Annotated in this window: 19 protein-coding genes; 9 read left to right on the top strand and 10 right to left on the bottom strand. The window is 69.3% G+C overall.

Annotated elements, in window-relative coordinates; translation table 11 throughout:
- The first annotated feature begins 207 nt into the window (after positions 1 to 207).
- Positions 208 to 2,019: a DUF885 domain-containing protein gene (locus PG878_RS07370; protein ID WP_209029757.1), complete on the top strand. Its 1,812-nt coding sequence runs from the start codon at positions 208 to 210 to the stop codon at positions 2,017 to 2,019.
- Between the two features lie 251 nt (positions 2,020 to 2,270).
- Here PG878_RS07370 and PG878_RS07365 read toward each other — a convergent pair whose 3' ends face one another.
- From PG878_RS07365 to PG878_RS07355, 3 genes are all read right to left on the bottom strand, one after another.
- Positions 2,271 to 4,118 (bottom strand): S8/S53 family peptidase, encoded by a 1,848-nt coding sequence (locus tag PG878_RS07365; RefSeq protein WP_209029756.1) that lies wholly within the window; start codon positions 4,116 to 4,118, stop codon positions 2,271 to 2,273.
- 318 nt (positions 4,119 to 4,436) lie between these two features.
- The gene (gene queA, locus PG878_RS07360) at positions 4,437 to 5,486 is read right to left on the bottom strand and encodes a tRNA preQ1(34) S-adenosylmethionine ribosyltransferase-isomerase QueA (protein WP_209029755.1); all 1,050 of its coding nucleotides are present in this window, start codon (positions 5,484 to 5,486) and stop codon (positions 4,437 to 4,439) included.
- Positions 5,487 to 5,618: 132 nt separating this feature from the next.
- Complete coding sequence (locus PG878_RS07355) at positions 5,619 to 6,050, bottom strand: Lrp/AsnC family transcriptional regulator (protein ID WP_010344072.1); 432 nt, start codon at positions 6,048 to 6,050, stop codon at positions 5,619 to 5,621.
- 128 nt (positions 6,051 to 6,178) lie between these two features.
- Here PG878_RS07355 and PG878_RS07350 point away from each other — a divergent pair, with 128 nt between their 5' ends.
- The 4 genes from PG878_RS07350 (at position 6,179) to PG878_RS07335 (ending at position 12,423) form a co-directional block, all read left to right on the top strand.
- Positions 6,179 to 7,675 (top strand): aminotransferase class III-fold pyridoxal phosphate-dependent enzyme, encoded by a 1,497-nt coding sequence (locus PG878_RS07350; RefSeq protein WP_209029754.1) that lies wholly within the window; start codon positions 6,179 to 6,181, stop codon positions 7,673 to 7,675.
- Positions 7,676 to 8,282: 607 nt separating this feature from the next.
- Entirely contained in the window at positions 8,283 to 10,577 is a 2,295-nt protein-coding gene (locus PG878_RS07345) for a catecholate siderophore receptor Fiu (protein ID WP_209029753.1), read from the top strand.
- Positions 10,578 to 10,640: 63 nt separating this feature from the next.
- Positions 10,641 to 11,333: a Fe2+-dependent dioxygenase gene (locus PG878_RS07340; RefSeq protein WP_209029752.1), complete on the top strand. Its 693-nt coding sequence runs from the start codon at positions 10,641 to 10,643 to the stop codon at positions 11,331 to 11,333.
- Between the two features lie 169 nt (positions 11,334 to 11,502).
- The gene (locus PG878_RS07335; RefSeq protein WP_209029875.1) at positions 11,503 to 12,423 is read left to right on the top strand and encodes an FAD:protein FMN transferase; all 921 of its coding nucleotides are present in this window, start codon (positions 11,503 to 11,505) and stop codon (positions 12,421 to 12,423) included.
- A 318-nt stretch (positions 12,424 to 12,741) separates the two neighbouring features.
- Here the strand turns inward: PG878_RS07335 and xopAW are convergent, their stop codons facing one another.
- From xopAW to PG878_RS07315, 4 genes are all read right to left on the bottom strand, one after another.
- On the bottom strand, positions 12,742 to 13,494 hold the full coding sequence (gene xopAW / locus PG878_RS07330) for an EF-hand domain-containing protein (RefSeq protein ID WP_244672445.1): 753 nt from the start codon (positions 13,492 to 13,494) through the stop codon (positions 12,742 to 12,744).
- A gap of 354 nt (positions 13,495 to 13,848) precedes the next feature.
- Complete coding sequence (locus PG878_RS07325; RefSeq protein ID WP_209029751.1) at positions 13,849 to 14,556, bottom strand: response regulator transcription factor; 708 nt, start codon at positions 14,554 to 14,556, stop codon at positions 13,849 to 13,851.
- Between the two features lie 117 nt (positions 14,557 to 14,673).
- Positions 14,674 to 15,282: a HutD/Ves family protein gene (locus PG878_RS07320; RefSeq protein WP_209029750.1), complete on the bottom strand. Its 609-nt coding sequence runs from the start codon at positions 15,280 to 15,282 to the stop codon at positions 14,674 to 14,676.
- A 230-nt stretch (positions 15,283 to 15,512) separates the two neighbouring features.
- A complete protein-coding gene (locus tag PG878_RS07315) occupies positions 15,513 to 15,845 on the bottom strand; it encodes a ComEA family DNA-binding protein (RefSeq protein WP_017909203.1) in 333 nt (110 codons plus the stop codon).
- Between the two features lie 204 nt (positions 15,846 to 16,049).
- Here PG878_RS07315 and PG878_RS07310 point away from each other — a divergent pair, with 204 nt between their 5' ends.
- The 4 genes from PG878_RS07310 to murU all read left to right on the top strand — a co-directional run bounded on the left by PG878_RS07310 (position 16,050) and on the right by murU (position 19,857).
- Positions 16,050 to 17,540, top strand: a complete 1,491-nt coding sequence (locus tag PG878_RS07310) for a M20 family metallopeptidase (protein WP_209029748.1) — start codon at positions 16,050 to 16,052, stop codon at positions 17,538 to 17,540.
- Between the two features lie 223 nt (positions 17,541 to 17,763).
- On the top strand, positions 17,764 to 18,033 hold the full coding sequence (locus PG878_RS07305; protein WP_010344083.1) for a GlsB/YeaQ/YmgE family stress response membrane protein: 270 nt from the start codon (positions 17,764 to 17,766) through the stop codon (positions 18,031 to 18,033).
- A gap of 73 nt (positions 18,034 to 18,106) precedes the next feature.
- Positions 18,107 to 19,135, top strand: coding sequence for an aminoglycoside phosphotransferase family protein (locus tag PG878_RS07300; protein WP_209029747.1), 1,029 nt, complete (start codon positions 18,107 to 18,109; stop codon positions 19,133 to 19,135).
- Entirely contained in the window at positions 19,132 to 19,857 is a 726-nt protein-coding gene (gene murU, locus PG878_RS07295) for an N-acetylmuramate alpha-1-phosphate uridylyltransferase MurU (RefSeq protein ID WP_209029746.1), read from the top strand. The genes PG878_RS07300 and murU overlap by 4 nt, the downstream gene beginning before the upstream one ends.
- 172 nt (positions 19,858 to 20,029) lie before the next feature.
- Here the strand turns inward: murU and hda are convergent, their stop codons facing one another.
- Genes hda through PG878_RS07280 form a run of 3 tightly spaced genes read right to left on the bottom strand, consistent with a single transcriptional unit; the run spans position 20,030 to position 23,015 of the window.
- Complete coding sequence (gene hda, locus PG878_RS07290) at positions 20,030 to 20,749, bottom strand: DnaA regulatory inactivator Hda (protein ID WP_209029745.1); 720 nt, start codon at positions 20,747 to 20,749, stop codon at positions 20,030 to 20,032.
- Positions 20,746 to 21,915, bottom strand: a complete 1,170-nt coding sequence (locus PG878_RS07285; protein ID WP_209029744.1) for an AI-2E family transporter — start codon at positions 21,913 to 21,915, stop codon at positions 20,746 to 20,748. The genes hda and PG878_RS07285 overlap by 4 nt, the downstream gene beginning before the upstream one ends.
- On the bottom strand, positions 21,912 to 23,015 hold the full coding sequence (locus tag PG878_RS07280) for a DUF2066 domain-containing protein (RefSeq protein WP_209029743.1): 1,104 nt from the start codon (positions 23,013 to 23,015) through the stop codon (positions 21,912 to 21,914). The genes PG878_RS07285 and PG878_RS07280 overlap by 4 nt, the downstream gene beginning before the upstream one ends.
- Positions 23,016 to 23,042: the final 27 nt, after the last annotated feature.

Raw genomic sequence — 23,042 nt, 5'->3', positions numbered from 1 at the left:
CGCTACGACAGCGACCGTGCCAGCCGCTGCGGCCGCGGCTTCCGGATCGAACACGGTATCGCGTGCGACATGGCCATGATGGCGACGTCCCTTGTCCTGCATTGCGGTGCTCCTGAATGGCGAAAGCATCAAGGGTAATCCAATGGCAGGGGCGCCGGCAGCCACAGCGGCGCTACCCTGGCGGATCGACCCATACCAGGAACCCCGATGCGCAAGCACCTGCTCGCCGCCGCCCTGCTCGCCGCCCTCGCCGGCTGCCAGAAACCCGCCGACGCGCCCGCCGCCAGCAACGCCACCGGCCAGGCCGCCGCCGCGCCCGACGCAGCCGCCGACGCCAGCTTCGCCGCGCTGTCCAAGCGCGCCGTCGACACCTGGATGCAGCTGTCCCCGGTCGGCGCCACCCAGACCGGCGACCATCGCTACGACAGCGAACTGGACGACCTCAGCGCCGCCGGCCGGCAGAAGAGCCTGGACGCGAGCAAGCAGTTGCTGGCCGAGCTGGACAAGCTCGACGTGGCCAAGCTCTCGCGCGAGAACCAGGTGGACGCGGCGATCCTGCGCAACCAGTTGCAGTCGGACATCTGGAACAGCGAGGTGGCGCAGGGTTGGGCGACCGACCCGCAGGTCTACAACGGCCTGGCCGGCGGCGCGATCTACGGGCTGATGGCGCGCGAGTTCGCACCGCTGCCGGAGCGGCTGAAGTCGGCCACCGCGCGCATGGAAAAGATCCCGGCGCTGTTCGCGCAAGCGCGCGCCAACCTCGACCCGGCCCGCGTGTCGGAGATCAGCGCCAAGACCGTGGCCAAGCAGAACCGCGGCATCCTCAGCATCGTCGACAGCTTCATCGTCCCGCACATCCAGGAACTGCCGCAGGCCGACGCGCAGCGCCTGCAGGCGGCGATCGAGGGCCTGAAGAAGGCCGTGGCCGAACAGCAGACCTGGCTGGACCAGACCCTGGTGCCCAACGCCAAAGGCGACTTCCGCCTCGGCGCAGAGAAGTACGACCAGAAACTGAAGTTCGCGCTCAACTCGTCGCTGTCGCGCGCCGAGATCAAGCAGCGCGCCGAGGCCGAGCTCACGCGCGTGCGCCAGGACATGTACGGCATCGCCCGCACCGTGCTCAAGGACACCCCCGGCGCGCCGGCCCTGGTCGACGCGCCGAGCGACGAACAGCAGCAGAAGGCGATCGAGGCGGCGCTGGAGCTGGCCTATGCGCAGCATCCGGCGCGCGACAAGGTGGTCGAGGCCGCCAAGGCCTCGCTTGCCGACGCCACCGACTTCGTGCGCAAGAAGGATCTGGTGACCCTGCCCGACGCGCCGGTGGACATCATCCTCATGCCCGAGTTCCAGCGCGGCGTGGCGGTGGCGTACTGCGATTCGCCGGGCCCGTTGGACAAGAACCTGAAGACCTTCTACGCGGTGTCGCCGATTCCCGACGACTGGACCGCGCAGCAGGCCGACTCGTTCCTGCGCGAATACAACAGCCGCATGATCCACCTGCTGAGCATCCACGAGGGCGTGCCCGGGCATTACGTGGAAGGCTGGCACTCGGCCAAGTTCCCGTCCACGCTGCGCGGCGTGCTGCGCTCGGGCGTGTTCGCCGAAGGCTGGGCGGTGTACACCGAGCGGATGATGCAGGAGCAGGGTTATCTGGACAACGATCCGCTGTTCCACCTGGTGCAATTGAAGTTCTACCTGCGCAGCATCGCCAACGCGCTGCTCGACCAGGGCGTGCACGTGGACGGCTGGAGCAAGGAACAGGCGCTGCACCTGATGGTCCACGACACCTTCCAGCAGCAGAGCGAGGCCGAGGGCAAGTGGGTCCGCGCGCAGCTGACCTCGGCGCAACTGCCGACCTACTTCGTCGGCGTGCAGGAACACCTGGACCTGCGCAAGGCGATGCAGGACAAGCTCGGTGCCAAGTTCAACCTCAAGGCCTACCACGACCAAGTGCTGTCCTACGGCGCGCCGCCGGTGCGGTTCGTGCGTGAGCTGATGCTGGACGAGCCGATCAAGTAACGGGGATTGGGGAGTCGGGATTTGGGATTGGTAACGTCCCGGTCGCTGAGGCAGTTGGAGAAGCGCCCCCTCGGGTGAGGGGGCTGCCGAAGGAGGCGAAGATGTGCAAACGGAAGCGTGAGCGCGGTTGAATGCGCATAGCGCGCGGTGGTCTTCTCGCCACGATTAGGCCGTGACCGCATCAGCCCAGGGCATAACCATCAGCAAGGCGTTGCAGGCGCCGCCGCGCTCAGCCGCGGCGCCTGTACGCTTCACTCGCCGTAGACCTCGATTTCCGAGTAGGCCAGCCACGAGTACAGGTTGTTGGCCTCGATCTTCAGGTACTGGGAGACACTGCCATCCAGGGCGATGTACACCGGCGCCACGTCCGACTGGTCGGGCTCGGTGTAGTACTGCGGATTGTCGAAGTACACCGGTCCCGGACTGGAGCTCCCGCCGAACACCGCGCCGTGACGGCCAGCGGAAACGGCGAAGTCGATCGGCTGCGGCGTGCCCGCGGTTTCGCTGGCGGCGGTGCGCACGGTGATGCGCACGCCGGTGACCTTGCGCATCTGCCCCAGGTTCACGGTGACGCTGCCCCAGTTGGTGCGGGCGTTCCAATAGTCCGTGTCGCTGAAGAAGCGGCCGTCGTACAGCGAGGCCAGGTTGTCCGAATTGGTCGGCGAGGTCGCACCGATGATCGGCAGGCGCTTGATCAGGTTGAGCGAGGACGGCGCGACGTACTGCACCTTGCGCAGCGGCAGGCCCGCCTCGCTGTAGCCGGTGTTGCTGAGGCCGGCCTTGATGTAGGCCTCGCGTTCGATCGGCCGGGTCTGAGTGTTGCCGTAGCGCGAGGCGATCGCGGCGACGATCGGCGCGGCAAACGAGGTGCCGGAAACCGCTTCGGTGCCGCCATCGTAAATGAGGTTGGTGATTTCGTGCGCGGGTGCCCACGCCTCGATGCAGGGCCCGACCGTCGATCCCTTGGCATAGCCGCCCCACCGATAACTATTCTCGGCGCCCCCGAAACGCGAGCCGTCGCGCTGCAGTCCACCGACCACGACGATGCCGTCCATGTCGCGTGCAAACCCTTGCTGGGTCTGCGGATCGACGTAGCCGAACGCCACCTTGCACGCGTCCTGCTCCAGCGGCGAGAGCCCGACCGTGTAGGCATTGCCCGCCGACTGGGTGATGAAGAAGCGATTGCTCGCCGCGCGCATGCGGCGGCCCCAGCGATTGCTGGCGTTGAACGGGTTGTAGGTCCCGCCCGGGCTCTGATTGAACGACATGTTCAAGACGGCGAATTCGCCCGACGCCTCGGCGTAGCGCACTGCGGCATCCAGCGCCGTGGCCACCGTGCTTTCGTTCAGATCGGCAAGGCCGAACGCCTTGATCGGCTGGCCTGGATTGACGCCACGCACCAGTTGCCCATTCTGCCTGGCGCCGATCAGGCCGGCCGTCGCGGTGCTGTGCAGCGGGTTGGGCGACAGCGTCGGGAAATCCTGGCGATACACCACGTTGAGCTCGGGATGCGGCGGATTGTCCAGTACCGCATCGAGCAGATAAGCGGGATTGGAGGTGGTGAATCCGTCGTTGGTCTGCGTATACGGCAGCGCCCAGGACGTGATCTCGCCACCATTGACGATGTCGCCCGCGGCCGAGAACGTGGCGTGCGCCGCCTCGACCCCGCGCACCGACACCACCCAGTCGGCCTTGAGCAGTTGCGTCGCGGTGCGCTCCGGCATCCAGGCATAGACGGTGCTGGAGACCGTCGACAGCACCCGCTCGATCTTCACCCCCGGCAACTGCGCGATCTGGTCGGCGAAGTGGACTATGCCGGTGCTGTTCTCGTGCGCACGGATCGCCGGATCCAGCGTGCGGTAGTCCGAGGGACGGGACTTGGCGTACAGGCGTGTGGTCTCCTGCAGCACGAACGGGTTGAGGTCGATCGCGTACAGGCGTCGCCCCTGCGTATCGGTGCGCGGCATGGTCGCTTCCTGCAGCATGCGCTTGGCCGGGAACTTGCCGCCGCCGGCTGCTTGCGGCTGCGCGTGCGCGGAGGCGACGGCCAGGCTCGCCAGCAGCGCGGCCAGCAGCAGTTCGGTCGATGTCTTCTTCATGGACTCATCCTTTGACTGGGGGATGCCCCGCTCATCGGGGCACCGGAACAGGGGTTCCAACCAACAAGGACGAGAGGCATGCGCAGCTCCCCTACCGCATGCGCGGCATCGTCTACTCAGGCAGACGCTGCACGCCGCGCATCACAGTCCGCGCATGTGTCGCATCGATGCGGCAGCGTCGGCAAGACGATCGGGAGTGAGCACCGAGGTCGCGATGCGATGACGCAATCGCGTGCGCATGCGCGCTGTCTGGCATGCGCAGATCCAGGGCGCGAGGCGCCGCAGCGCGCCAGTGTGCGGGCGCGGCGACGCGGCGCGTTATCCGGCGCGTTCTGCCGGCGTCTCGCTGCTCCACAGCAGCATCGCGTCGCCGTAGCTGAAGAAGCGGTAGCGCTGGGCGATGGCGTGGCGATACGCAGCGAAGATGCGCTCGCGGCCGGCGAAGGCCGAGACCATCATCAGCAGCGTGCTCTCGGGCAGATGGAAGTTGGTCACCATCGCGTCGACGCTGCGGATGCGGTAGCCGGGCAGGATGAAGATCTGCGTTTCGCCGGCGAACGGATGCAGTTCGCCGTCCTTGGACGCGCTCTCCAGCGCGCGCACCACGGTGGTCCCGACCGCGATCACGCGGCCGCCGGCCGCGCGCGTGCGCCGCACCTGCTCGACCAGGCTGGCACCGACGTTGAGCCACTCGCGGTGCATCTGGTGCTGTTCCAGCGCTTCCACCCGCACCGGCTGGAAGGTGCCGGCGCCCACGTGCAGGGTCACATGCCCGACCTCGACCCCGCGCTGCTGCAGCGCCTGCAGCAGCGGCGCGTCGAAATGCAGGCCCGCGGTCGGCGCGGCGACCGCGCCGGCCTCGCGCGCGAACACGGTCTGGTAGCGCTCGCGGTCGTCCAGCCCCGGCTCGCGGCGGATGTACGGCGGCAACGGCAAGCGTCCTGCCTGCTGCAGCCAGTGCTCCAGCGCGCCGTCCACATGGAACTGCAACTGGTAGAACTCGCCATCGCGGCCCAGCACCTCGGCCTCGCCGCCGGCATCCAGGGCAATGCGTGCGCCGGCCTTGGGCGACTTGCTCACGCCCAGTTGCGCCCGCGCGCGCTGGCCGCCGAGCAGCCGCTCGATCAGGATCTCGACCCGCCCGCCGGTGCTCTTCTGCCCGAACAGCCGCGCCGGGATCACCCGCGTGTCGTTGAAGATCAACAGATCGCCGGCACGCAGCAACTCGGGCAGGTCGCGCACGTGCCGATCGGCGAAGGGCGCCGGCGCCGGTGGCACCAGCAGCAGCCGGCTGGCCGAGCGCTCGGCCAGCGGCGCCTGCGCGATCAGGTCTTCAGGCAGGTCGTAGTGGAAATCGGACTTTTTCAAGGCGCCGGGGAGATCGGGAATGGGGCCGGCCATTGTAGCGGCGCCGGGATTGGGGGTTCGGGAGTGGGGATTGGCAAAGCCCGGGGAACCCGCTCCTGCTCTTGCGAATCCCCAATCCCGAATCCCTGCGCTTCACCGCTCGAATTTTGTGGACAGAATGATCGACGAGGTCGTGCGCTCCACCCCATCCAGCGCGCCGATGCGGTCGGTCAGTTCGTCCATGTCGTTGACGCCCGGCACCACGCCGAGCGCGATCAGGTCGAAGGAGCCGCTGACCGAATGCAGCACACGCACCGCGTCGATCTCGCGCAGCGCCTTGACCACCGAGGTCATCTTCTTCGGCAGCACGGTGATCAGGATGTGCGCGCGGATGTGGCCCTGTTCGTAGTCGTCGCGGGTGCGCACGGTGTAGCCGCAGATCACCCCCTCGCGCTCCAGGCGCTCGATCCGGCTCTGCACGGTGGTGCGCGACAGGCCGAGGCGGCGGGCGATCTGGGCGGTGGAGGCGCGCGCGTCCTCGCGCAGCAGCGACAGCAGGGCGTCGTCGGAGGCGGTGATCTTCATGACCCGCGATTTTCGTCGAATCGACGAAATCGCGTCAATTCCTGCACGGATTCACGCTGCCATTCGACGATCCTGTCCCGATAATAGACAGGATCGTCACCAGACAGCCCGCCTTCAGGAGATCGCCCATGACCGTACTCGGCCCCCTCGCCCCGCTCCGTGCCCATGCCGGCGACCGCCTGACCCGTGGCCTGGACGACGCCAGCATCGAACGCCTGGCGGCCTCGCATCCGGCGCTGCGCGCGGCGATCGAGGCGGCGGGCGACGACTACGCGCGCATCGCTGCCGAATTCGCCGAGTTGCTGGAACTGGACGAGGCCGAGCAGATCCGCCACCTGCAGGCCGGTTTCGTCAATTTCTACGCCGACGACGCGGTGACCCCGTACGTGGCGCTGAGCGCGCGCGGCCCGTGGGTGGTGACCTTGAAGGGCGCCGTGCTGTACGACGCCGGCGGCTACGGCATGCTCGGCTTCGGCCACACCCCGGAAGCGGTGCTGGAGGCGATGGCGCGGCCGCAGGTGATGGCCAACGTGATGACCCCCAACCTGGCGCAGCTGCGCTTCGAGCGCGCGCTGCGCGCGGAGATCGGCCACCGCCGCGGCGGCTGCCCGTACGCCCGCTTCATGTGCCTCAACTCCGGCTCCGAAGCGGTGGGCCTGGCCGCGCGCATCGTCGACATCAACGCCAAGCTGCAGACCGATCCGGGCGCGCGCCACGCCGGCGCCAAGATCAAGCGTCTGGTGGTCAAGGGCAGCTTCCATGGCCGCACCGACCGGCCCGGCATGTATTCCGATTCCAGCCGCAAGACCTATCTGCAGCACCTGGCCAGCTACCGCGGCGACGACGCGCTGATCGCCATCGCGCCCTACGACGTGGAGGCGCTGCGCCGCGCCTTCGCCGAGGCCGAGCAGCACGGCTGCTTCATCGAGGCGGTGTTCCTGGAGCCGGTGATGGGCGAAGGCGACCCCGGCCGCGCGCTGCCGCCGGCGTTCTATGCCGCCGCACGCGAACTGACCCGCAGCCACGGCAGCCTGCTGCTGGTCGACTCGATCCAGGCGGGCCTGCGCGCGCACGGCGTGCTGTCGGTGGTGGACTACCCCGGCTTCGAGCAGCTCGACCCGCCGGACCTGGAGACCTATTCGAAGGCGCTCAACGCCGCGCAGTACCCGCTGTCGGTGCTGGCGGTGACCGAGCACGCGGCGCAGGTGTACCGCAAGGGCACCTACGGCAACACCATGACCAGCAATCCGCGCGCGCTGGACGTGGCGACCGCCACCCTGGCGCAACTGACCCCGCAGGTGCGCGCCAACATCCGCGAGCGCGGCGCCGAGGCGGTGCAGAAGCTGGAGAAGCTCAAGGCCGAGCTCGGCGGCGCCATCACCCAGGTGCAGGGCACCGGCCTGCTGTTCTCCTGCGCACTGGCCCCGCAGTACAAGTGCTACGGCGCCGGCTCCACCGAGGAGTGGCTGCGCCAGCACGGCGTCAACGTGATCCACGGCGGCGAGAATTCGCTGCGCTTCACCCCGCACTTCGCGATGGACAGCGACGAGCTGGACCTGCTGGTCGGGCTGATCGGCCGCGCCCTGCGCGAAGGCCCGCGCCTGGCCCAGGCCGCCGCGGCCTGAAGCCTGCGCGTGCGGCGCCGCAGGACGGCGCCGCACGCGGTCGACCCCAAGCGCTCAGGCGCTCGCCGCCACTGCACGGCCTGCATGCGGCGACCTGGAGGCAGGTCGCTTGTCGCTGACCGAACCCTGGCGGCGCACGATGGCGCACGATACGGCCACGACGTGTTCCTTCCTCGCACAGTCCCGCAGCGGCGAATCCGCTTCCTGCAGCGGTCGCCTCCAGACAGCATCGGCGGCCTGACGCCGCGCACCTCTCCCGTTTGCTCGCGACGTTCACGCATCCGCAGCGCCCGCGCCTTGCAGGCGCCTGGCGTCGCGCGCCCGCATAGACGCCTCAGCACCCACGCCCCGTCCTCGCGCACACCGCGCCCCTAGGCCGCTGCTCCGCCTTGTCTGGCGATGCAAGGAGCCAAGCGATGACGGACCGGCAGCAACGACAAAGATATTGCAAACAATTCGCATTTGCATGGAAAATGAACGTCCTGCTCGCAGCGCATCCGCGGCAGACACCTTTTCGGCCAACAGCCCGATCGCGCCGCCATCGCTTCCAACAAGGACGATGGCGTGCGCGATCGGGCCGCCCTTCATCCTGCAAACCGAACCGCCCATGACCTCTCCGATCAAGCGCCGCAAACACACCGTCACCCGCCAGGCCGCGGCACCGACCCTCACCACCGCCGTGCTGCTCGGCGGGCTGAGTCTGCTCTCCGCCGCGCATGCGGAGACCGGCGACCAGCCCACCACCCTGGACAAGGTCGACGTGCAGGCCCAACGCGCCAAGCGCTACCTGGTGGAGGTGCCGGACTCGCCGAAGTTCACCCAGCCGCTGATCGATACCCCGCAGACCCTCAACATCATCGGCAAGGACCTGTTCAACGAACAGGGCGCCACCACGCTCACCGAAGCGCTGCGCAACAGCCCGGGCGTGGGCACGTTCTATGTCGGCGAGAACGGCAACACCAGCACCGGCGATGCGATCTACATGCGCGGCTTCGACAGTTCCAGCAGCATCTTCGTCGACGGGCTGCGCGATCTCGGCTCGATCTCGCGCGACGTGTTCAACATCGAGCAGATCGAGGTCGAGAAAGGCCCGGCCGGCACCGACAACGGCCGCAGCGCGCCGACCGGCGCGATCAACCTCGTGACCAAGCAGGCGCACCTGGACAACGCCAGCAGCGGCACGCTTTCCGGCGGCGACCATGGCCAGCGCCGCGCGACCGCGGACTGGAACCAGGCGCTGGGCGCCAGCAGTGCGCTGCGAGTGAACGTGATGGGCCAGGACAGCGACGCCATCGGCCGCGACCATGTCGCCAACAAGCGCTGGGGCCTGGCCTCGTCGCTGGCGTTCGGCCTGGGCACCGACACGCGCTACCTGCTCGACCTGCTGTACGTGAAGCAGGACAACGTGCCAGATGGCGGCGTGCCGACCGTCGGCCTGCCCGGCTACAGTTCGCCCGATCCCACACGGCCGTGGCTCGGCAGCGCCGCGCGCGTGGACAGCAGCAACTTCTACGGCACCCGCGCCGACCACGACGACGTGACCGCGAAGATGGCCACCTTCCGCATCGAGCACGACGTCTCCGACACGGTCAAGCTGACCAACACCGCGCGCTGGGGCCGCAACGAACAGGATTACCTGCTGTTCGCGTTCATGCCCAACGCCGCCAACCTGCGCACGCCGAATCCGGCCGATGCATCGACCTGGACGGTGCTGCGCAGCCTGCCGACCTTCAAGGATCAGCAGTACACCATCCTCGCCGACCAGTTGAACCTGCGCGTGGACTTCGCCACCGGCGCGGTGAAGCACAATCTCAGCACCGGCGTGGAAGCCTCGCGCGAGGAACTGCGCAGCTGGGGCCACAACATCGTCGACCGCGCGGCCTGGCTGGCGGCCAATCCGGCCAACCTGTATGCGCCGGACTGGAACACCACGCCGCTGCGCACCGCACGCAACGGCGCGCGCAGCCATGGCACCACCACCACCTACTCGGCCTATGCCTTCGACACGCTGAAGTTCGGCGAGAGCTTCCTGGTCACCGCCGGGGTGCGCGCGGACCGCTACAAGACCGACTTCGACAGCCTGGTGTGCACGTCCGCCACCTCCACCGCCGCGCCCTGCACCACCGTGGTCGGCCTGGATACCGACATCGCCGACACGCTGTTCAGCTGGAAGCTCGGCGCGGTCTACAAGGCCAACGAAGACGTGAGCGTGTACGCGAATTTCGCCACCTCGCAGCAGCCGCCCGGCGGCAGCACGCTGGAACTGAGCGCCTCGGCCAACAACGCCAACAATCCGCGCTTCGATCCGCAGAAGGCCAGGACCGCCGAGGTCGGCACGAAGTGGAACTTCCTCGACGATGCGCTGTTCGCGACGCTGGCGCTGTTCCGCACCGACGTGAACAACGAGATCGTGCAGGGCAGCGACGGGCTGTACTACCAGAGCGGCGCAAAGCGCGTGCAAGGCATCGAACTGTCGGCGGTCGGCAAGCTGACCGAGCGCTGGTCCGTGTCCAGCGGCTACACCAAGCTGGATGCGCGGGTGCGGCAAGGCACGACGGTCTCGCAGGACGGCAGCCAGGATCTGGCCTACACACCGGACAGCGCGTTCACCGCCTGGACCACCTACACCCTGCCGTTCGGACTGACCGTCGGCGGCGGCGTGCGCTATTCGGGCGAGATGCAACGCGGCCGCGACAGTGCGGTCGGCACGCCGGCGTTCGTGAAGTCGTACACGGTGTGGGATGCGGTGCTGAGCTATCCGGTCAACGACCACCTGGCGCTGCGCCTGAACGCCTACAACCTGTTCGACAAGGACTACGTCGCCGCGATCAACAAGAGCGGCTTCCGCTATACGCCCGGCGCGCCGCGCTCGGTGCTGCTGACCGCCGAGGTCCGGTTCTGACCGATCGCGCCTGCCAATGCGCGGTGGACGCCCTATCCTGGGCGTCCACCGCCGGAGCGCCCCATGCTGCTGCACATTCCCGACATCCTCAGCGCCGATGAGGTCGCACGGTTCCGCCAGGCACTGGAGACCGCCGACTGGGTGGACGGCCGCGAAACCGTCGGCGCGCAGGGCGCGCAGGTCAAACGCAATCTGCAACTGGCCGATGCCTCGCCGCTGAAGCAGGAGCTCGGCCAGGCGGTGCTGAGCGCGCTGGCGCGCAGCCCGCTGTACTTCGCCGCGGCGCTGCCGTTGCGCACCATCCCGCCGCGCTTCAACCGCTATGCCGGCGGCGGCAGTTATGGCCTGCACGTCGACGGCGCGGTGATGACCCAGGCCGCCAGCGCCGCACAGCCGGCGCTGACCGTACGCAGCGACTTGTCCTGCACGCTGTTCCTCAGTGCGCCGGAGGAGTACGACGGCGGCGAACTGCTGATCCACGACACCTACGGCGAACACGAGGTCAAGCTGCCCGCGGGCGACCTGATCCTGTATCCGTCCAGCAGCCTGCACCGGGTCGCGCCGGTGACCCGCGGCGCGCGGCTGGCCTCGTTCTTCTGGGTGCAGAGCCTGGTGCGCGATGCCGGCCGGCGACAGACGCTGTTCGACCTGGACACCGCGATCCAGGCGCTGACCGCCAGCGGCGCGGACGCAGCGGCGCTGCTGCGCCTGACCAACGTCTACCACAACCTGCTGCGCGACTGGTCGGAGACCTGAGCGTGCGCGACAACGCGGACGCGGCCCGCACCGCCAACATGCGTTCGCGCAGCGCCGGGTGCCCGCTCCCCGGCGGTGCACTGCCGTGCGTGGTCGACGCATGAGCCGCCCGGGTTCACCCGCCGTCTCCCGCCCCAGTGCCGGCATCGCCACACTGCAAGGCCGCAGCATGGGCACGCGCTGGAGCGCCAGACTGGTCGCACCGCGCGCGCACGACCTGCCGATGCTGCGCGACGCGATCCAGGCCCAGCTCGATCTGGTGGTCGCGCAGATGAGCACCTGGGACGCGCAGTCGGACCTGGTCCGCTACAACCGTGCCGACGCCGGCAGCTGGCACGCCTTGCCGGCCGCACTGGACACGGTGCTGCGCTGCGCGCTGGACGTGGCGCAGCGCAGCGACGGCGCCTTCGACCCCACCCTCGGCGCCGTGGTCGGCCTGTGGGGTTTCGGCGCCGAGGCCGGCGAGCGGCGGGTGCCGGACGCCGCGGCACTGCAACAGGCCCGCGCCGCCGGCGGCTGGCGACGGCTGCACGTCGACGGCGCTGGCCGCTGGCCGCAGCCGGGTGGGCTGCAGTTGGATCTGTCGGCGATCGCCAAGGGCTACGGTGTCGACCTGGCGGCAGCGGCACTGCGTGCGCATGGCGTGGAAAGCGCTTTGGTCGAGGTCGGCGGCGACCTCTACGGCTATGGTCGCAAGCCGGATGGACAGGCGTGGCGGGTGCTGATCGAGGCTGCGCCTGCAGAGGAACGGCGTGGCGACGTGGCGCCACGCACGCTCGCGGTCGATGGCCTGGCGGTGGCCACGTCCGGCGATCGCTGGCACCACTTCGAGCAGGACGGCCGGCGCTATGGGCACCTGCTGGACCCGCACAGCGGCCGGCCGATCGCCGCGGCGCTGGCCGCGGTCACGGTGGCGGCTGCCGATGCGATGCGCGCCGATGCCTGGGCCACCGCGTTGGGCGTGCTTGGGCTCGAGGCCGGCCTGGCCTGCGCCGAGCGCGAGGGGCTGGCGGTGCGCTTTCTGCTACGCCACGCCGGCGGCGTGCAGGAACGGCTCAGCAGCGCCTTCGCCGCGTTGCTCGACGCATGAGCGTGTGTCGGTCGCGGTGGACACGCTTCGACACCAGTGCGCAGCCACCCGCTGCCTGCCGCCGCTTTCTGCCACCGATGTCTGCAGTGTCATCACGACCGCACCGATCGCATCCCGCTTCCATCGCGCGATGCTCGAAGGCGTGATCGCGCGATAGCGGTTACAGCGCAGGCGGCGCACCGTATTGGGCCGCCACATGCCGGCCGGATGCACGTGTGGCAGGAGGCTTGGCAGCGATTCCCGCCTTGCACCGCGAGCGGCGCGGGGACGCGTCGCGCGCCGATGGCCACGGTCCGCCGCGAAGGCGGACCGTCGCGGTTACGCGGCGACCGAGAACGAGGTCGACGCGCTGGCGTTGCTGCCGTAGCTGCGATACTGGTCCGACGCCAACTTGAGCAGCAACGCGTAGGCATCCTGCGCGCTGCTGGTACTGGAGGCGGAGCTGGAATCGGAACCGCTGGCAGCACTGGAACTCGAGCTGCTGGCGGCGCTGGCATCGGCACTGCTGGCACCGGCGCTGGCGCCGCCCTCGGCACCCCGCGGCGGCGGCGGCCCCATCGGGCGCATACCGCTCTTCAGTTCCTGCAAGCTGATGCCCCCGTCCTTGTCGCTGTCGAGCTTGGCGAACAGGTCGCTGCTGTCGCTGCCATTGGCGGCGGCGCTCAGCTCCTTGCTGCTGATGACGCCGTCGCCATCGGTATCCAGGCTGCTCAGGATCGACTTGGCGTCCTTGTCGGCACCGCCCTTGGGCGGCGGCGGCGCCAGGGCCTGCGAGAACTCGCTCTCGCTGACGGTACCGCCACCGTCCTGGTCCAGCATGCTCATCAGGCCATCGATGTCGATGCTGGAACTGCTGTCGCTCCCGCTGGACTTCAGCGCCGCGCTCAGCTCGGAACTGCTGAGGCTGCCGTCGTTGTCGCTGTCGATGCTCTTGAACAACTTCTGCAGCGGATTCTGCTCCGCGGTTTGCGTGGTTTGCGTGGTTTGCGCCGTTTGCGCGGACGCACTGCTGGCCGTACTGAAGCGGCTGGCAGCATAGGCCGAACTGCCACTGCTGATGCTGCTGATCATGCGAACCCCCTAGTGTCATGAAGTGCAGTCGTGGAATGCAGCGATCGCTGCGGTCATGGCTGCTCCGACGGGTCAACCCGACACCCGCAGTGTCGAGGCATGGCTTGTCAGCAAGATATCGGCTTTGTATCAGCTTCGAAACAGACATTGCATTCCCGCCTGGCATGCAAGCGGGCGCGCAGCCGGCGGCCGGTGCCGCCGCCGCACCGGCCGGTCGGGCGCTTCGCCGGCAGAACGAGGCCGGGCATCCGTCGGGCAGCAAGGCGACACGGGCGGAAAACGCAGGTCCGGCAGCACCGTGACCCGCCGATGCGGGCGCGCTGCCGCCGAGAAGGCCGCCAGCCCGTTACTGGCTCAGCGGGCGGCGGGCGCCCCCAGCTGATGCGGCTCGAACAGATATCCCTTGCCGCGCACGGTGCGGATCCATTGCGGCACCAGCGGGTCGTCGCCGAGTTTCTGGCGCAACCGCGAGACCTGCAGATCGATGCCGCGGCTGCCCGCCGCGGCGCTGGCCTCGCCATCACCGAGTGCGGTGCGCAGCGTCTCGCGCGTAAGCACCTCGCCGGGCTGCTCGAGGAACACCGCCATCAACCGCAGTTCGCCGGGCGACAGCGGAATCGTCCGCCCGTCCGGCGCCACCGCCTGGTGACGCGCGGCATCGACCTGCCAGCCACCATGCACCGCCGGCGGCGGTTGCGTGGCACGTACCCGACGCAACACCGCATTGAGCCGCGCCACCAGTTCGCGCAGGTCGGGCGGCCGCACCAGGAAGTCGTCCGCGCCCAGATCCAGCCCGATCACCCGGTCCACCGGCTCGGCGCGATCGGCCATCATCACGATGGCGATGTCGCCGCGGTCGCGCAGGTGCCGACACAGGCGCAGGCCCTCGGCGCCGTCGAGGCCGGCATCGAGTACCACCGCGTCGTAATGACCGGCCGCCAGTTGCGCCTGCAGCTGCGGCGCACTGTCGGCGTCGTGGGTCTGCAGGTTGAAACAGGCCAGGTAACCGCGGATCCGGTCGCGCAAGGCCGCGTCCGCGTCCGCCACCAGAATTTTCGCCATCCACCTGTTATCCGAGACCACCTGTCGGCTTCCGCTGTTCGGCCCGGGTGGCCGCGTCCGCGCATTGGACGCGGTCGGCGCCGACGCCGCAAGACCCGCGCGCACGGCGTCGCAGGCTCAGTCGGCGGGGGTCGCCAAGGCCTCGATGCGCATCGCCAGCAACTCCCCACCCCCGCTCAAAGCGAAGCGGCGCCTGGCATCGGCAGCCAACCAGGCACTGTCGCCGGCCGCCAGTGGCGGCAGTCCGCTGGCCGCATCGAACGTCGCTTGCCCTGCCAGAAGATGAACGGCCCAGGCGACACCGGGTTCGGCGAAGAACAGCATTGGCCCGACCAGCGGCCGGTGCAGCAGTTGGGTGCGCAGCCGGTCGCGTCGCCACATGAGGTTGAAATCGTGGGTCGGCCCGTCCAGCAACTCGCCGCGCAGCGGCCGCTCGCCGGCGAAGCGCAGGCGCGCGCACGGATCCTGCAGCGCCTGCTCCTCGCCATCGTCGAAACGCAGGCGCACGCCGTTGCCGCGCAACAGGACCAGTTCGCGGTCGATCCCGGGAAAGGGCGAAAAGGCGGCGTCCTGCTCGATCTCGGCGATGGACAGGCGCAGCAGCCAGTCGTCGCCGACCGCCGGCAGCCGCAGAATCTCCCGGGTCCAGCCCAGGCCGTTGCGCCAGCGTTCGCGGCGATATTCGTTGGCGGGAATGACCCGCGCAGACAGCGTGCATCCATCCATCCGCACATTCTGCACGATCGCATCGACGGCGCCGGTCCCCGGCCCGCCTGCAGGGCCACGCGAGATACGCGATGGCCCCAAAAAAAACATCGCCCGGCTGCACGTCACTGTGCAACACCGGGCGACGATGTACCTCCCTGTCGGCGTCCTGCCTTCCCCCTTCGCATCCTGCTCAGTGAGGCTGCGGCCGCGCGTCCAGCGCCGGCCCTATCCTTTCGTTGCAAATCCCTTTAACGCCTTTCCACCGGCTTGGCAGCTGCCTGCTTGGCGGCTGTCGGCGCGGGTGCCTTCGTGGCGCCCACATCGATCCGGTCGCGGTTCCGCTCGACCGTCTTGAGTCCGATGCCCTTCACCAGTGCCAGTTCCTCGGCGCTCTTGAAAGGTCCGTGCGCCTGCCGGTAGTCGACGATCGCCTGGGCCTTGGAGGCCCCCACGTTCACCAACACCTGGTCGATTTCCTCCGCTCCAGCGGAGTTGATGTTGACCTTGTCCGCGGCGAGCGCGGAACCGGACAGCATCAGGGCAACGACCAGCGACTTCAGGACCACGATAAAAGACTGCATGGCAACGCTCCTTGTGACTTGGATGGGGACTTCGCCGGCCTTTCCTGCCGGCGGGGTCAGCATCGCTCGCCACATGGGTACAGCCTATCGTCGGAGCGCGTCACAAACAGCAGGTAAACGGCGCGTCGCCGTGTAGGAAAAACCCTACACGGGCACCGGGGCGTAGAATGGCTGCACACGTGTGCAATCACCCCGGAGTTTTTCATGGACAGTGCCAAGATCGACCGTTTCCTGAGCGAAAAGTGGGATGACGACATCGTCCCGCAACTGGTCGATTACATCCGCATCCCCAACAAATCGCCGATGTTCGACGCCGATTGGGTCGCGCACGGCTATATGGCCGATGCGGTGGCGCTGATGGAGCGCTGGGCGCGGGCGCAGTCCATCCCCGGCCTGCAGGTGGAAGTGGTGCAACTGGAAGGCCGCACCCCGTTGATCTACCTGGAAGTGCCCGCCAGCAACGACGCCACCGGCGAGGACACCGTGCTGCTGTACGGGCACCTGGACAAGCAGCCGGAAATGACCGGCTGGGATCCCGACCTGGGCCCGTGGACCCCGGTGCTCAAGGGCGACCGTCTGTACGGCCGCGGCGGCGCCGACGACGGCTACGCCCTGTTCGGTTCGCTGGCGGCGATCCAGGCGCTGCAGGACCAGGGCATCCCGCACGCGCGCTGCGTGGTGCTGATCGAGGCCTGCGAGGAATCGGGCAGCTACGACCTGCCCGCCTACGTCGACCACCTGGCGGCGCGGATCGGCAAGCCGTCGCTGGTGGTATGCCTGGATTCGGGCTGCGGCAACTACGAGCAGCTGTGGTGCACGACCTCGCTGCGCGGCCTGGCCGGCGGCAACTTCAGCGTCAAGGTGCTCAGCGAAGGCGTGCACTCGGGCGACGCCTCCGGCGTGGTGCCGTCGAGCTTCCGCGTGCTGCGCGACCTGCTGTCGCGGCTGGAGGACGAGGCCACCGGCAAGATCAAGGTCGACGGCCTGTACGCCGACATCCCCGAGGAGCGGCTGGCGCAGGCGCGCAAGGTCGCCGAGGTGCTGGGCGACGAGGTCTACAGCAAGTTCCCGTTCCTGCCCGGCATGCGTCCGATGCACGAGGACCTGTCCGAGCTGGTGCTCAACCGCACCTGGCGCCCCGCGCTGTCGGTGACCGGTGCCGACGGCCTGCCGCCGCTGGCCTCGGCCGGCAACGTGCTGCGCCCGGAGACCGCGGTGAAGCTGTCGCTGCGCCTGCCGCCGACGCTGGACGGCAAGCGCGCCGGCGAACTGCTGAAAGAGGTGCTACTGCGCGACCCGCCGTATGGCGCCGAGGTGTCGCTGGCGCTGGAGAAGTCCTCCTCCGGCTGGAACGCGCCGGCGCAGTCGCCGTGGCTGACCGACGCGATCGAAGCGGCCTCGCAGGCGGCGTTCGGCAAGCCGGCGATGTACATGGGCGAAGGCGGCTCGATCCCGTTCATGGGCATGCTCGGCGAGAAGTTCCCCGGCGCGCAGTTCATGATCACCGGCGTGCTCGGCCCGCATTCCAACGCGCACGGCCCAAACGAATTCCTGCACATCCCGATGGGCAAGCGGGTGACCGCCTGCGTGTCGCGGGTGATCGCCGCCCACCACGCCGCCAGCCTGCGCGGCGAAACCACCGGCAGCGCGGCGGTGGCGGGCGGCGAGCAGCATGGCGGGCATGGGTGCTGCTGATGGGGCCGGGATGACCAGCCATTCGGCTGTGTAAAAGCGGGGAGTCGGGATTGGGGATTGGCGAAGCCGGTTTCCTGAGTACCTGACGCCCTGTTTGCGGTTGGCGCGGGCAGCCGGCCTTCCATGGCTTTGCCGCCCGCGCCGCACACATAAGCATCGACGCCATCACAGTCGATCTGGCACGATCAAACGCTGATTCCCTTCCGCGTCCGGAACGCTTCCCATGCACACTCTGTTCGGCAGCGACAGCTGGCTCTACATCATCCTGGTGGGCTTCGTGGTCGGCCTGCTGGCGCGTTTCCTCGGCCCCAGCAGCGGGCGCTCCGGCTGCCTGTTCACCGTGCTGCTGGGCATCGCCGGTGCGTTGCTGGCCGGCTGGTTCGGCCACTACATGGGCTGGTACAGCCGCGGCGAGCCGGCCGGCTTCTTGGGTGCGCTGCTCGGCGCCATCGCCCTGCTCGCGTTGTTGCGGCTGTTCTCCAGCAAGCGCTGAGGCGCGGCGCGCCGCTCGCCACGGCGGCGGTGCCCGTTTACGCTGTGCGGCTCGTTTCCGCCGCAGCCTGCCGATGAGCGCCAGCCCGACCAGTACAGATGTCCTTGCGGCGCGCGCCGCACACCGCCTGGCCTGGGCGCGCACGGCGCTGGGCGATGCACAGGCGACGCTGGAGCGCGCCTCGGTGGATGCCGGACAGCGCAGCTACTGGCGCAGCCACGGCCACGGCGTCGGCCGCATCGTGATGGACTCGCCGCCGGACCTGGAAGACGTGCGGCCGTGGCTGCGCATGCATGCGCTGCTGCACGGCGGCGGCGTGCGGGTCCCGGAAATCCTGGCGCAGGACACGGAGGCCGGCTTCCTGCTGCTGGAAGACCTGGGGCAACCGACCCTGGCGCAATGCCTGGACGCGACCACCGCGGATGCACACTTCGATGCTGCGCTCGGCCAGTTGTTGCGCCTGCAGGCGATCGCGCCGCCGCCAGGCATGGGCGTGTTCGGCGAGGCGCTGCTGCAGCGCGATGCCGGGCTGTTCGAGGACTGGTTCCTGCAACGCCATCTGGGGATCAGCCTGGATGCCGACGAACGCGCAGCCCTGCACGGGGTGCAGCGCCAGCTCATGGACAACGCGCTGGCGCAGCCGCAGGTACTGGTGCATCGCGACTTCATGCCGCGCAACCTGATGCCGGCGCCAGACGGCCCGGCGGTGCTGGATTTCCAGGACTGCGTGATCGGGCCGGTGGCCTACGACCCGGTCAGCCTGTTCAAGGACACCACGGTCAGCTGGCCGCTGGCACGGGTGGACGCCTGGCTGGCCGGCTACCACGCGCGTGCGCTGCAGGCCGGCATTGCGGTGCCGCCGCTGGCGCAGTTCCTGCGCGACGCCGAGTGGATGGGCATCCAGCGCCACCTGAAGAACCTGGGCATCTTCGCGCGGCTGAACTACCGCGACGGCAAGGCCTGGTACCTGGACAACGTGCCACGCTTCATCGCCTACCTCGACGAGGCGTTGCCGCGGCACCCCACTCTGCAGCCGCTGGCGCAGCTGCTGCAGACGCGGATCAAGCCGGCCCTGGCGCAGCGCGCGGCGGCCGGCGCATGAAGGCGCTGATCTTCGCCGCCGGCCTCGGCGAACGCATGCGTCCGCTGACCGCGCACACGCCCAAGCCGCTGCTGGCGGTCGGCGGCACGCCGCTGATCGTCTGGCACCTGCGCAAGCTCGCCGCACTGGGCGTGCGCGAAGTGGTGATCAACACCTCATGGCTGGCCGAGCAGTTCCCGCAGACGCTCGGCGACGGCAGCGCGTTCGGGCTGCGCATCGCCTATTCCTACGAAGGCGCCACGCCGCTGGAGACCGGCGGCGGCATGTTGCACGCGCTGCCGCTACTCGGCGAGGCGCCGTTCCTGCTGGTCAACGGCGACATCTGGACCGACTTCGATTTCGCCCGGCTCGCGCCCGAGCCGCCCGGCCTGGCGCAACTGGTGCTGGTGGATCCGCCGGCCTACGCGGCGCACGGCGATTTCGCCCTGCAGGACGACGGCCGCGTGCACAACGCCGGCGACCCGCTGCTCACCTACGCCGGCATCGGCATGTACCGCCCCGCCCTGCTGCGCGACTGGCAGACCATCGCCGCCCCGGCGCCGACCGCGCCGGGCGTGCCGCCCCGCTTCTCGGTGGTGCCGCTGCTGCGCGCGCAGGCCGAACAGGGGCGACTCCACGGTCTGCGGCACCACGGACGCTGGACGGATGTCGGCACGCCGCAGCGATTGGCGGAACTGGAGCTGGGAATCGGGAGTGGGGAATCGGGAATGGGGAACAGCTGAGTTCCCGCGAGCTTCGGCAACCTCAACCACCGCAGACGTCCTCGCCCGCCACAGGCCGCAGGTTGAAATCCCGCCCCGCTACCCTCGTTGTCTGCAGCAGCAACCGGTGCATCGATTGCACGTTGCTTTTTTTGCCATTCCGGCTTCTGCGTACCGCGTGAGTTCTCGCGCTTCAGCTTTTACCCATTCCCGATTCCCCATTCCCGACTCCCAGCCTGCGCAAAAACGGCACCGTCACCCGCCGCTGCGCCGCCAGCGATTCGCGGTCCAGGCGTTCCAGCAGGCCGATCAGGCCGGCCAGGTCGCGGCCGGCGTGGGTCAGCAGCCAGTCGATCGCCGCGTCTTCCAGCACCAGGCCGCGGCGCTGGGCCCGCTCGCGCAGCACCGCGGCGCGACCGGCGTCGTCCAGCGGCGCCAGCGCGATGCGGGTGCACTGCGACAGCCGCGAGCGCAGGTCCGGCAGGCTGAGCGCCAGGCCGTCGGGCATCGCCTGCGCGGTGTACAGCAGGGTCACCCCGGCGCTGCGCGCACGGTTGTGGAAATCGAACAGCGCCACCTCGTCCTCGCGCTGCCCGGCGATCGCTTCCAGACCGTCGAGGGCGACCAGGTCGCGGCCCTCCAATGCTTCCAACGCATCGCGCAGACGACCGGCGGCGGCCTGCAGCGGCAGGTAGGCGGCGCTGCGCCCGGCCTGTTCGGTGGCCGCGCACAGCGCCAGGGCCAGGTGGGTCTTGCCGGTGCCGGCGGGGCCGGACAGGTACACCCAGTCGTCGGCGGCGCCGTCGGCGACCGCCTGCAGCTGCGCCAACAGCCCGTCCGGCGCGCCCAGATAGCGGTCCAGGCGCTGCTCCGGCGGATAGCGCAGGGCCAGCGGCAGTTGCGGCACGCTCACGGCTGATCGGGGCTGCGCGGCGGCAGTTCGATGACGGTGGTGCGTTCGGTGACCGTATCCAGCAGGATCGCCGACTTCTCGCCCGCGTACAGATCGCTCTGCCGGTACTGCTCGTGCAGGTAGTGCAGCAGCACGTTGGCCACCGCCGCCACCGGCAGCGCCAGCAGCATGCCGAGGAAGCCGAACAGCTGACCACCGGCCATCACCGCGAAGATCACCGCCACCGGGTGCAGGCCGATCTTGTCGCCGACGATGCGCGGGGTCAGCACGTAGCTCTCCAGCAGCTGGCCGACGGTGAACACCACGCCGACCAGGATCAGCAACTGCAGGTCGAACCCCTTGGCCTGCACCAATGCGGCCAGTACCGCCAGCAGGATGCCGGTGGTCGCGCCCAGGTACGGAATGAAGCTGATCAGGCCGGCGACGATGCCGATCAACAGGCCGAGCTTGAGCCCGACCAGGGTCAGGCCGCCGGCGTAGATCACGCCCAGCGCCAGCATCACCAGGAACTGGCCGCGGATGAACGCGCCCAGCACCTCGTTGGACTGCAACGCCAGGCGGGTGATCGTGGCGACGTGGTTGCGCGGGATGGTGGCGGCCACGCGCGCGACCAGCAGGTCCCAGTCGCGCAGGAAGTAGAAGGTCAGGATCGGCAGCAGCACCAGGTTGACCACCCAGGTCACCATCGCGAAGCCCGAGCGCGACAGGTAGCCGAAGAAGGTCGCGGCGACGCCGCCGGCCTGCTGCCAGTGCCCGCGGATCCAGTCGATCAGCCGCTCCGGATCCAGCCAGGTCATCAGCTCCAGCCCGGTCTTCTGCTCGGCCCACGGGATCGCGGTGCCGATGAACCAGTCGCGCGCCTGCGGCAACACGTCGATGAAGGTGACGATCTGCCGCTCCAGCATCGGCACCAGGATCACCAGCGCCAGCACCAGCAGCAGGACCATCAGCACGAACACCAGGGTCACCGCCATGTTGCGCGAGCGCCCGGCGCGCTCCAGGCGGTCCACCAGCGGGTCGCCGAGCCAGCCGAGCAGCAGCGCCAGCACGAACGGGGTCAGGATCGGCGCCAGCAGCCACACCACCCACAGCACGCCGACGATCACCGCCGTCCATTTCAGGCGGCGCAGGAACAGCGCGATCTCGGCTTCGGGCGACAACGTCATTTCAGGCGGTACTCCGTCGGCTCGCTGTTGAGGATCACCGGACCCTCGACCGGCGCGACCACCGGCTGCAGCGCGCCGTCCGGGCCGAGCATGCGGTTCAGGCCGGACACGCCGCTGAGCAGGTCCAGGTCCAGTTCCAGGCGATCGCCGTCGGCGCGGACCGGCACGATGCGCCGCACCACCGAGGCGTTCTGCAGCGCCGCGGAGGCGCGCAGGTAGTCGTCGGCGCTGCGGATGCCGGTGATCACCACCCGGTAGATCCCGGCCGGGCCGGCGCTGACCGCCTTGGCGTAGCGCTTGACCAGGGCATCGGCGGCACCGTCGGCGCCGCTGGCCATGGCGCGGCGCGCGTCGGCGTCGCTGGCCGACCAGGTCGACAGCACCTTGCCGCCATCGACGAAGGTCCAGTCCGCGGTCCAGCCGCCGGCCTTGCCGCGGTACAGCTTGCCGATCAGTTGCATCGGCGGGCTGTAGCGCGACGAGGCGCTGGCCACCGCGGCGGTGTCCTGGCGCCAGATCGCGCCGGCCAGGGCCTGCTCGGCGGCGTTGCCGGTGGGCAGGCCGAGTCGGAAGCCGCGCTCGATCGCGCGGTCGAGCAGGCTGCGTGCGGCGTTGGACTGCTGCACGCCGACCAGACGCGGACCGCTGCCGTCGTCGATGGCCAGCCACACCACCGGCTTGGGCCGCGGCTGCGGCCACACCGGCAGGCCCAGCGCCGCGGCCAGGCCGTCCACGTCCTGCGGGCGGAAACGCGCCACCAGGATGGTGCGGAAGGTCGGCGCGCCGCTCGGTGAGGTGCCTTGGTCCTGGCGGTAGTCGAAAGTGTCGACCAGGGTCTTGGCGTTGCGCAGCGCCTGGGTCACCCCGGGCCGCGACATGACCCCCTTGTCGCCGGAGATCTTGCCCAGCACCACGCCGAGCGCGCGGGACAGGGCGCCATTGCGGTCGGCCTCGCTCTGGCTGTTGACCGGCACTTCGGCGTCGTAGGGGCCGGTGGCGCCGGCCACGTCGCCCTCGGTGCGCAGCTCGGCCTGGGCCAGGGCGCTCGCGGCAGGCAGGCACAGCGCGAAAGACAGGAGGAAGGCAAGGCTGCGGCGCATGAAGGGTCCAGTACTCGACGTATCCGG

This window comes from Xanthomonas hawaiiensis (genome assembly GCF_031834635.1).
Classification (GTDB): domain Bacteria; phylum Pseudomonadota; class Gammaproteobacteria; order Xanthomonadales; family Xanthomonadaceae; genus Xanthomonas_A; species Xanthomonas_A sacchari.
Note: the sequence above shows the minus strand (reverse complement) of the source record. Positions and strands in the feature narration are given on the sequence as shown.

Excerpts from the sequence above, each read along its gene's own strand:
- PG878_RS07370 (WP_209029757.1), top strand. The coding sequence starts at position 208 with ATGCGCAAGCACCTGCTCGCCGCCGCCCTGCTCGCCGCCCTCGCCGGC.
- PG878_RS07365 (WP_209029756.1), bottom strand. The coding sequence starts at position 4,118 with ATGAAGAAGACATCGACCGAACTGCTGCTGGCCGCGCTGCTGGCGAGC.
- PG878_RS07355 (WP_010344072.1), bottom strand. The coding sequence starts at position 6,050 with ATGAAGATCACCGCCTCCGACGACGCCCTGCTGTCGCTGCTGCGCGAG.
- PG878_RS07350 (WP_209029754.1), top strand. The coding sequence starts at position 6,179 with ATGACCGTACTCGGCCCCCTCGCCCCGCTCCGTGCCCATGCCGGCGAC.
- PG878_RS07345 (WP_209029753.1), top strand. The coding sequence starts at position 8,283 with ATGACCTCTCCGATCAAGCGCCGCAAACACACCGTCACCCGCCAGGCC.
- PG878_RS07340 (WP_209029752.1), top strand. The coding sequence starts at position 10,641 with ATGCTGCTGCACATTCCCGACATCCTCAGCGCCGATGAGGTCGCACGG.
- PG878_RS07335 (WP_209029875.1), top strand. The coding sequence starts at position 11,503 with ATGGGCACGCGCTGGAGCGCCAGACTGGTCGCACCGCGCGCGCACGAC.
- xopAW (WP_244672445.1), bottom strand. The coding sequence starts at position 13,494 with ATGATCAGCAGCATCAGCAGTGGCAGTTCGGCCTATGCTGCCAGCCGC.
- PG878_RS07325 (WP_209029751.1), bottom strand. The coding sequence starts at position 14,556 with ATGGCGAAAATTCTGGTGGCGGACGCGGACGCGGCCTTGCGCGACCGG.
- PG878_RS07320 (WP_209029750.1), bottom strand. The coding sequence starts at position 15,282 with ATGGATGGATGCACGCTGTCTGCGCGGGTCATTCCCGCCAACGAATAT.
- PG878_RS07315 (WP_017909203.1), bottom strand. The coding sequence starts at position 15,845 with ATGCAGTCTTTTATCGTGGTCCTGAAGTCGCTGGTCGTTGCCCTGATG.
- PG878_RS07310 (WP_209029748.1), top strand. The coding sequence starts at position 16,050 with ATGGACAGTGCCAAGATCGACCGTTTCCTGAGCGAAAAGTGGGATGAC.
- PG878_RS07305 (WP_010344083.1), top strand. The coding sequence starts at position 17,764 with ATGCACACTCTGTTCGGCAGCGACAGCTGGCTCTACATCATCCTGGTG.
- PG878_RS07300 (WP_209029747.1), top strand. The coding sequence starts at position 18,107 with ATGAGCGCCAGCCCGACCAGTACAGATGTCCTTGCGGCGCGCGCCGCA.
- murU (WP_209029746.1), top strand. The coding sequence starts at position 19,132 with ATGAAGGCGCTGATCTTCGCCGCCGGCCTCGGCGAACGCATGCGTCCG.
- PG878_RS07285 (WP_209029744.1), bottom strand. The coding sequence starts at position 21,915 with ATGACGTTGTCGCCCGAAGCCGAGATCGCGCTGTTCCTGCGCCGCCTG.
- PG878_RS07280 (WP_209029743.1), bottom strand. The coding sequence starts at position 23,015 with ATGCGCCGCAGCCTTGCCTTCCTCCTGTCTTTCGCGCTGTGCCTGCCT.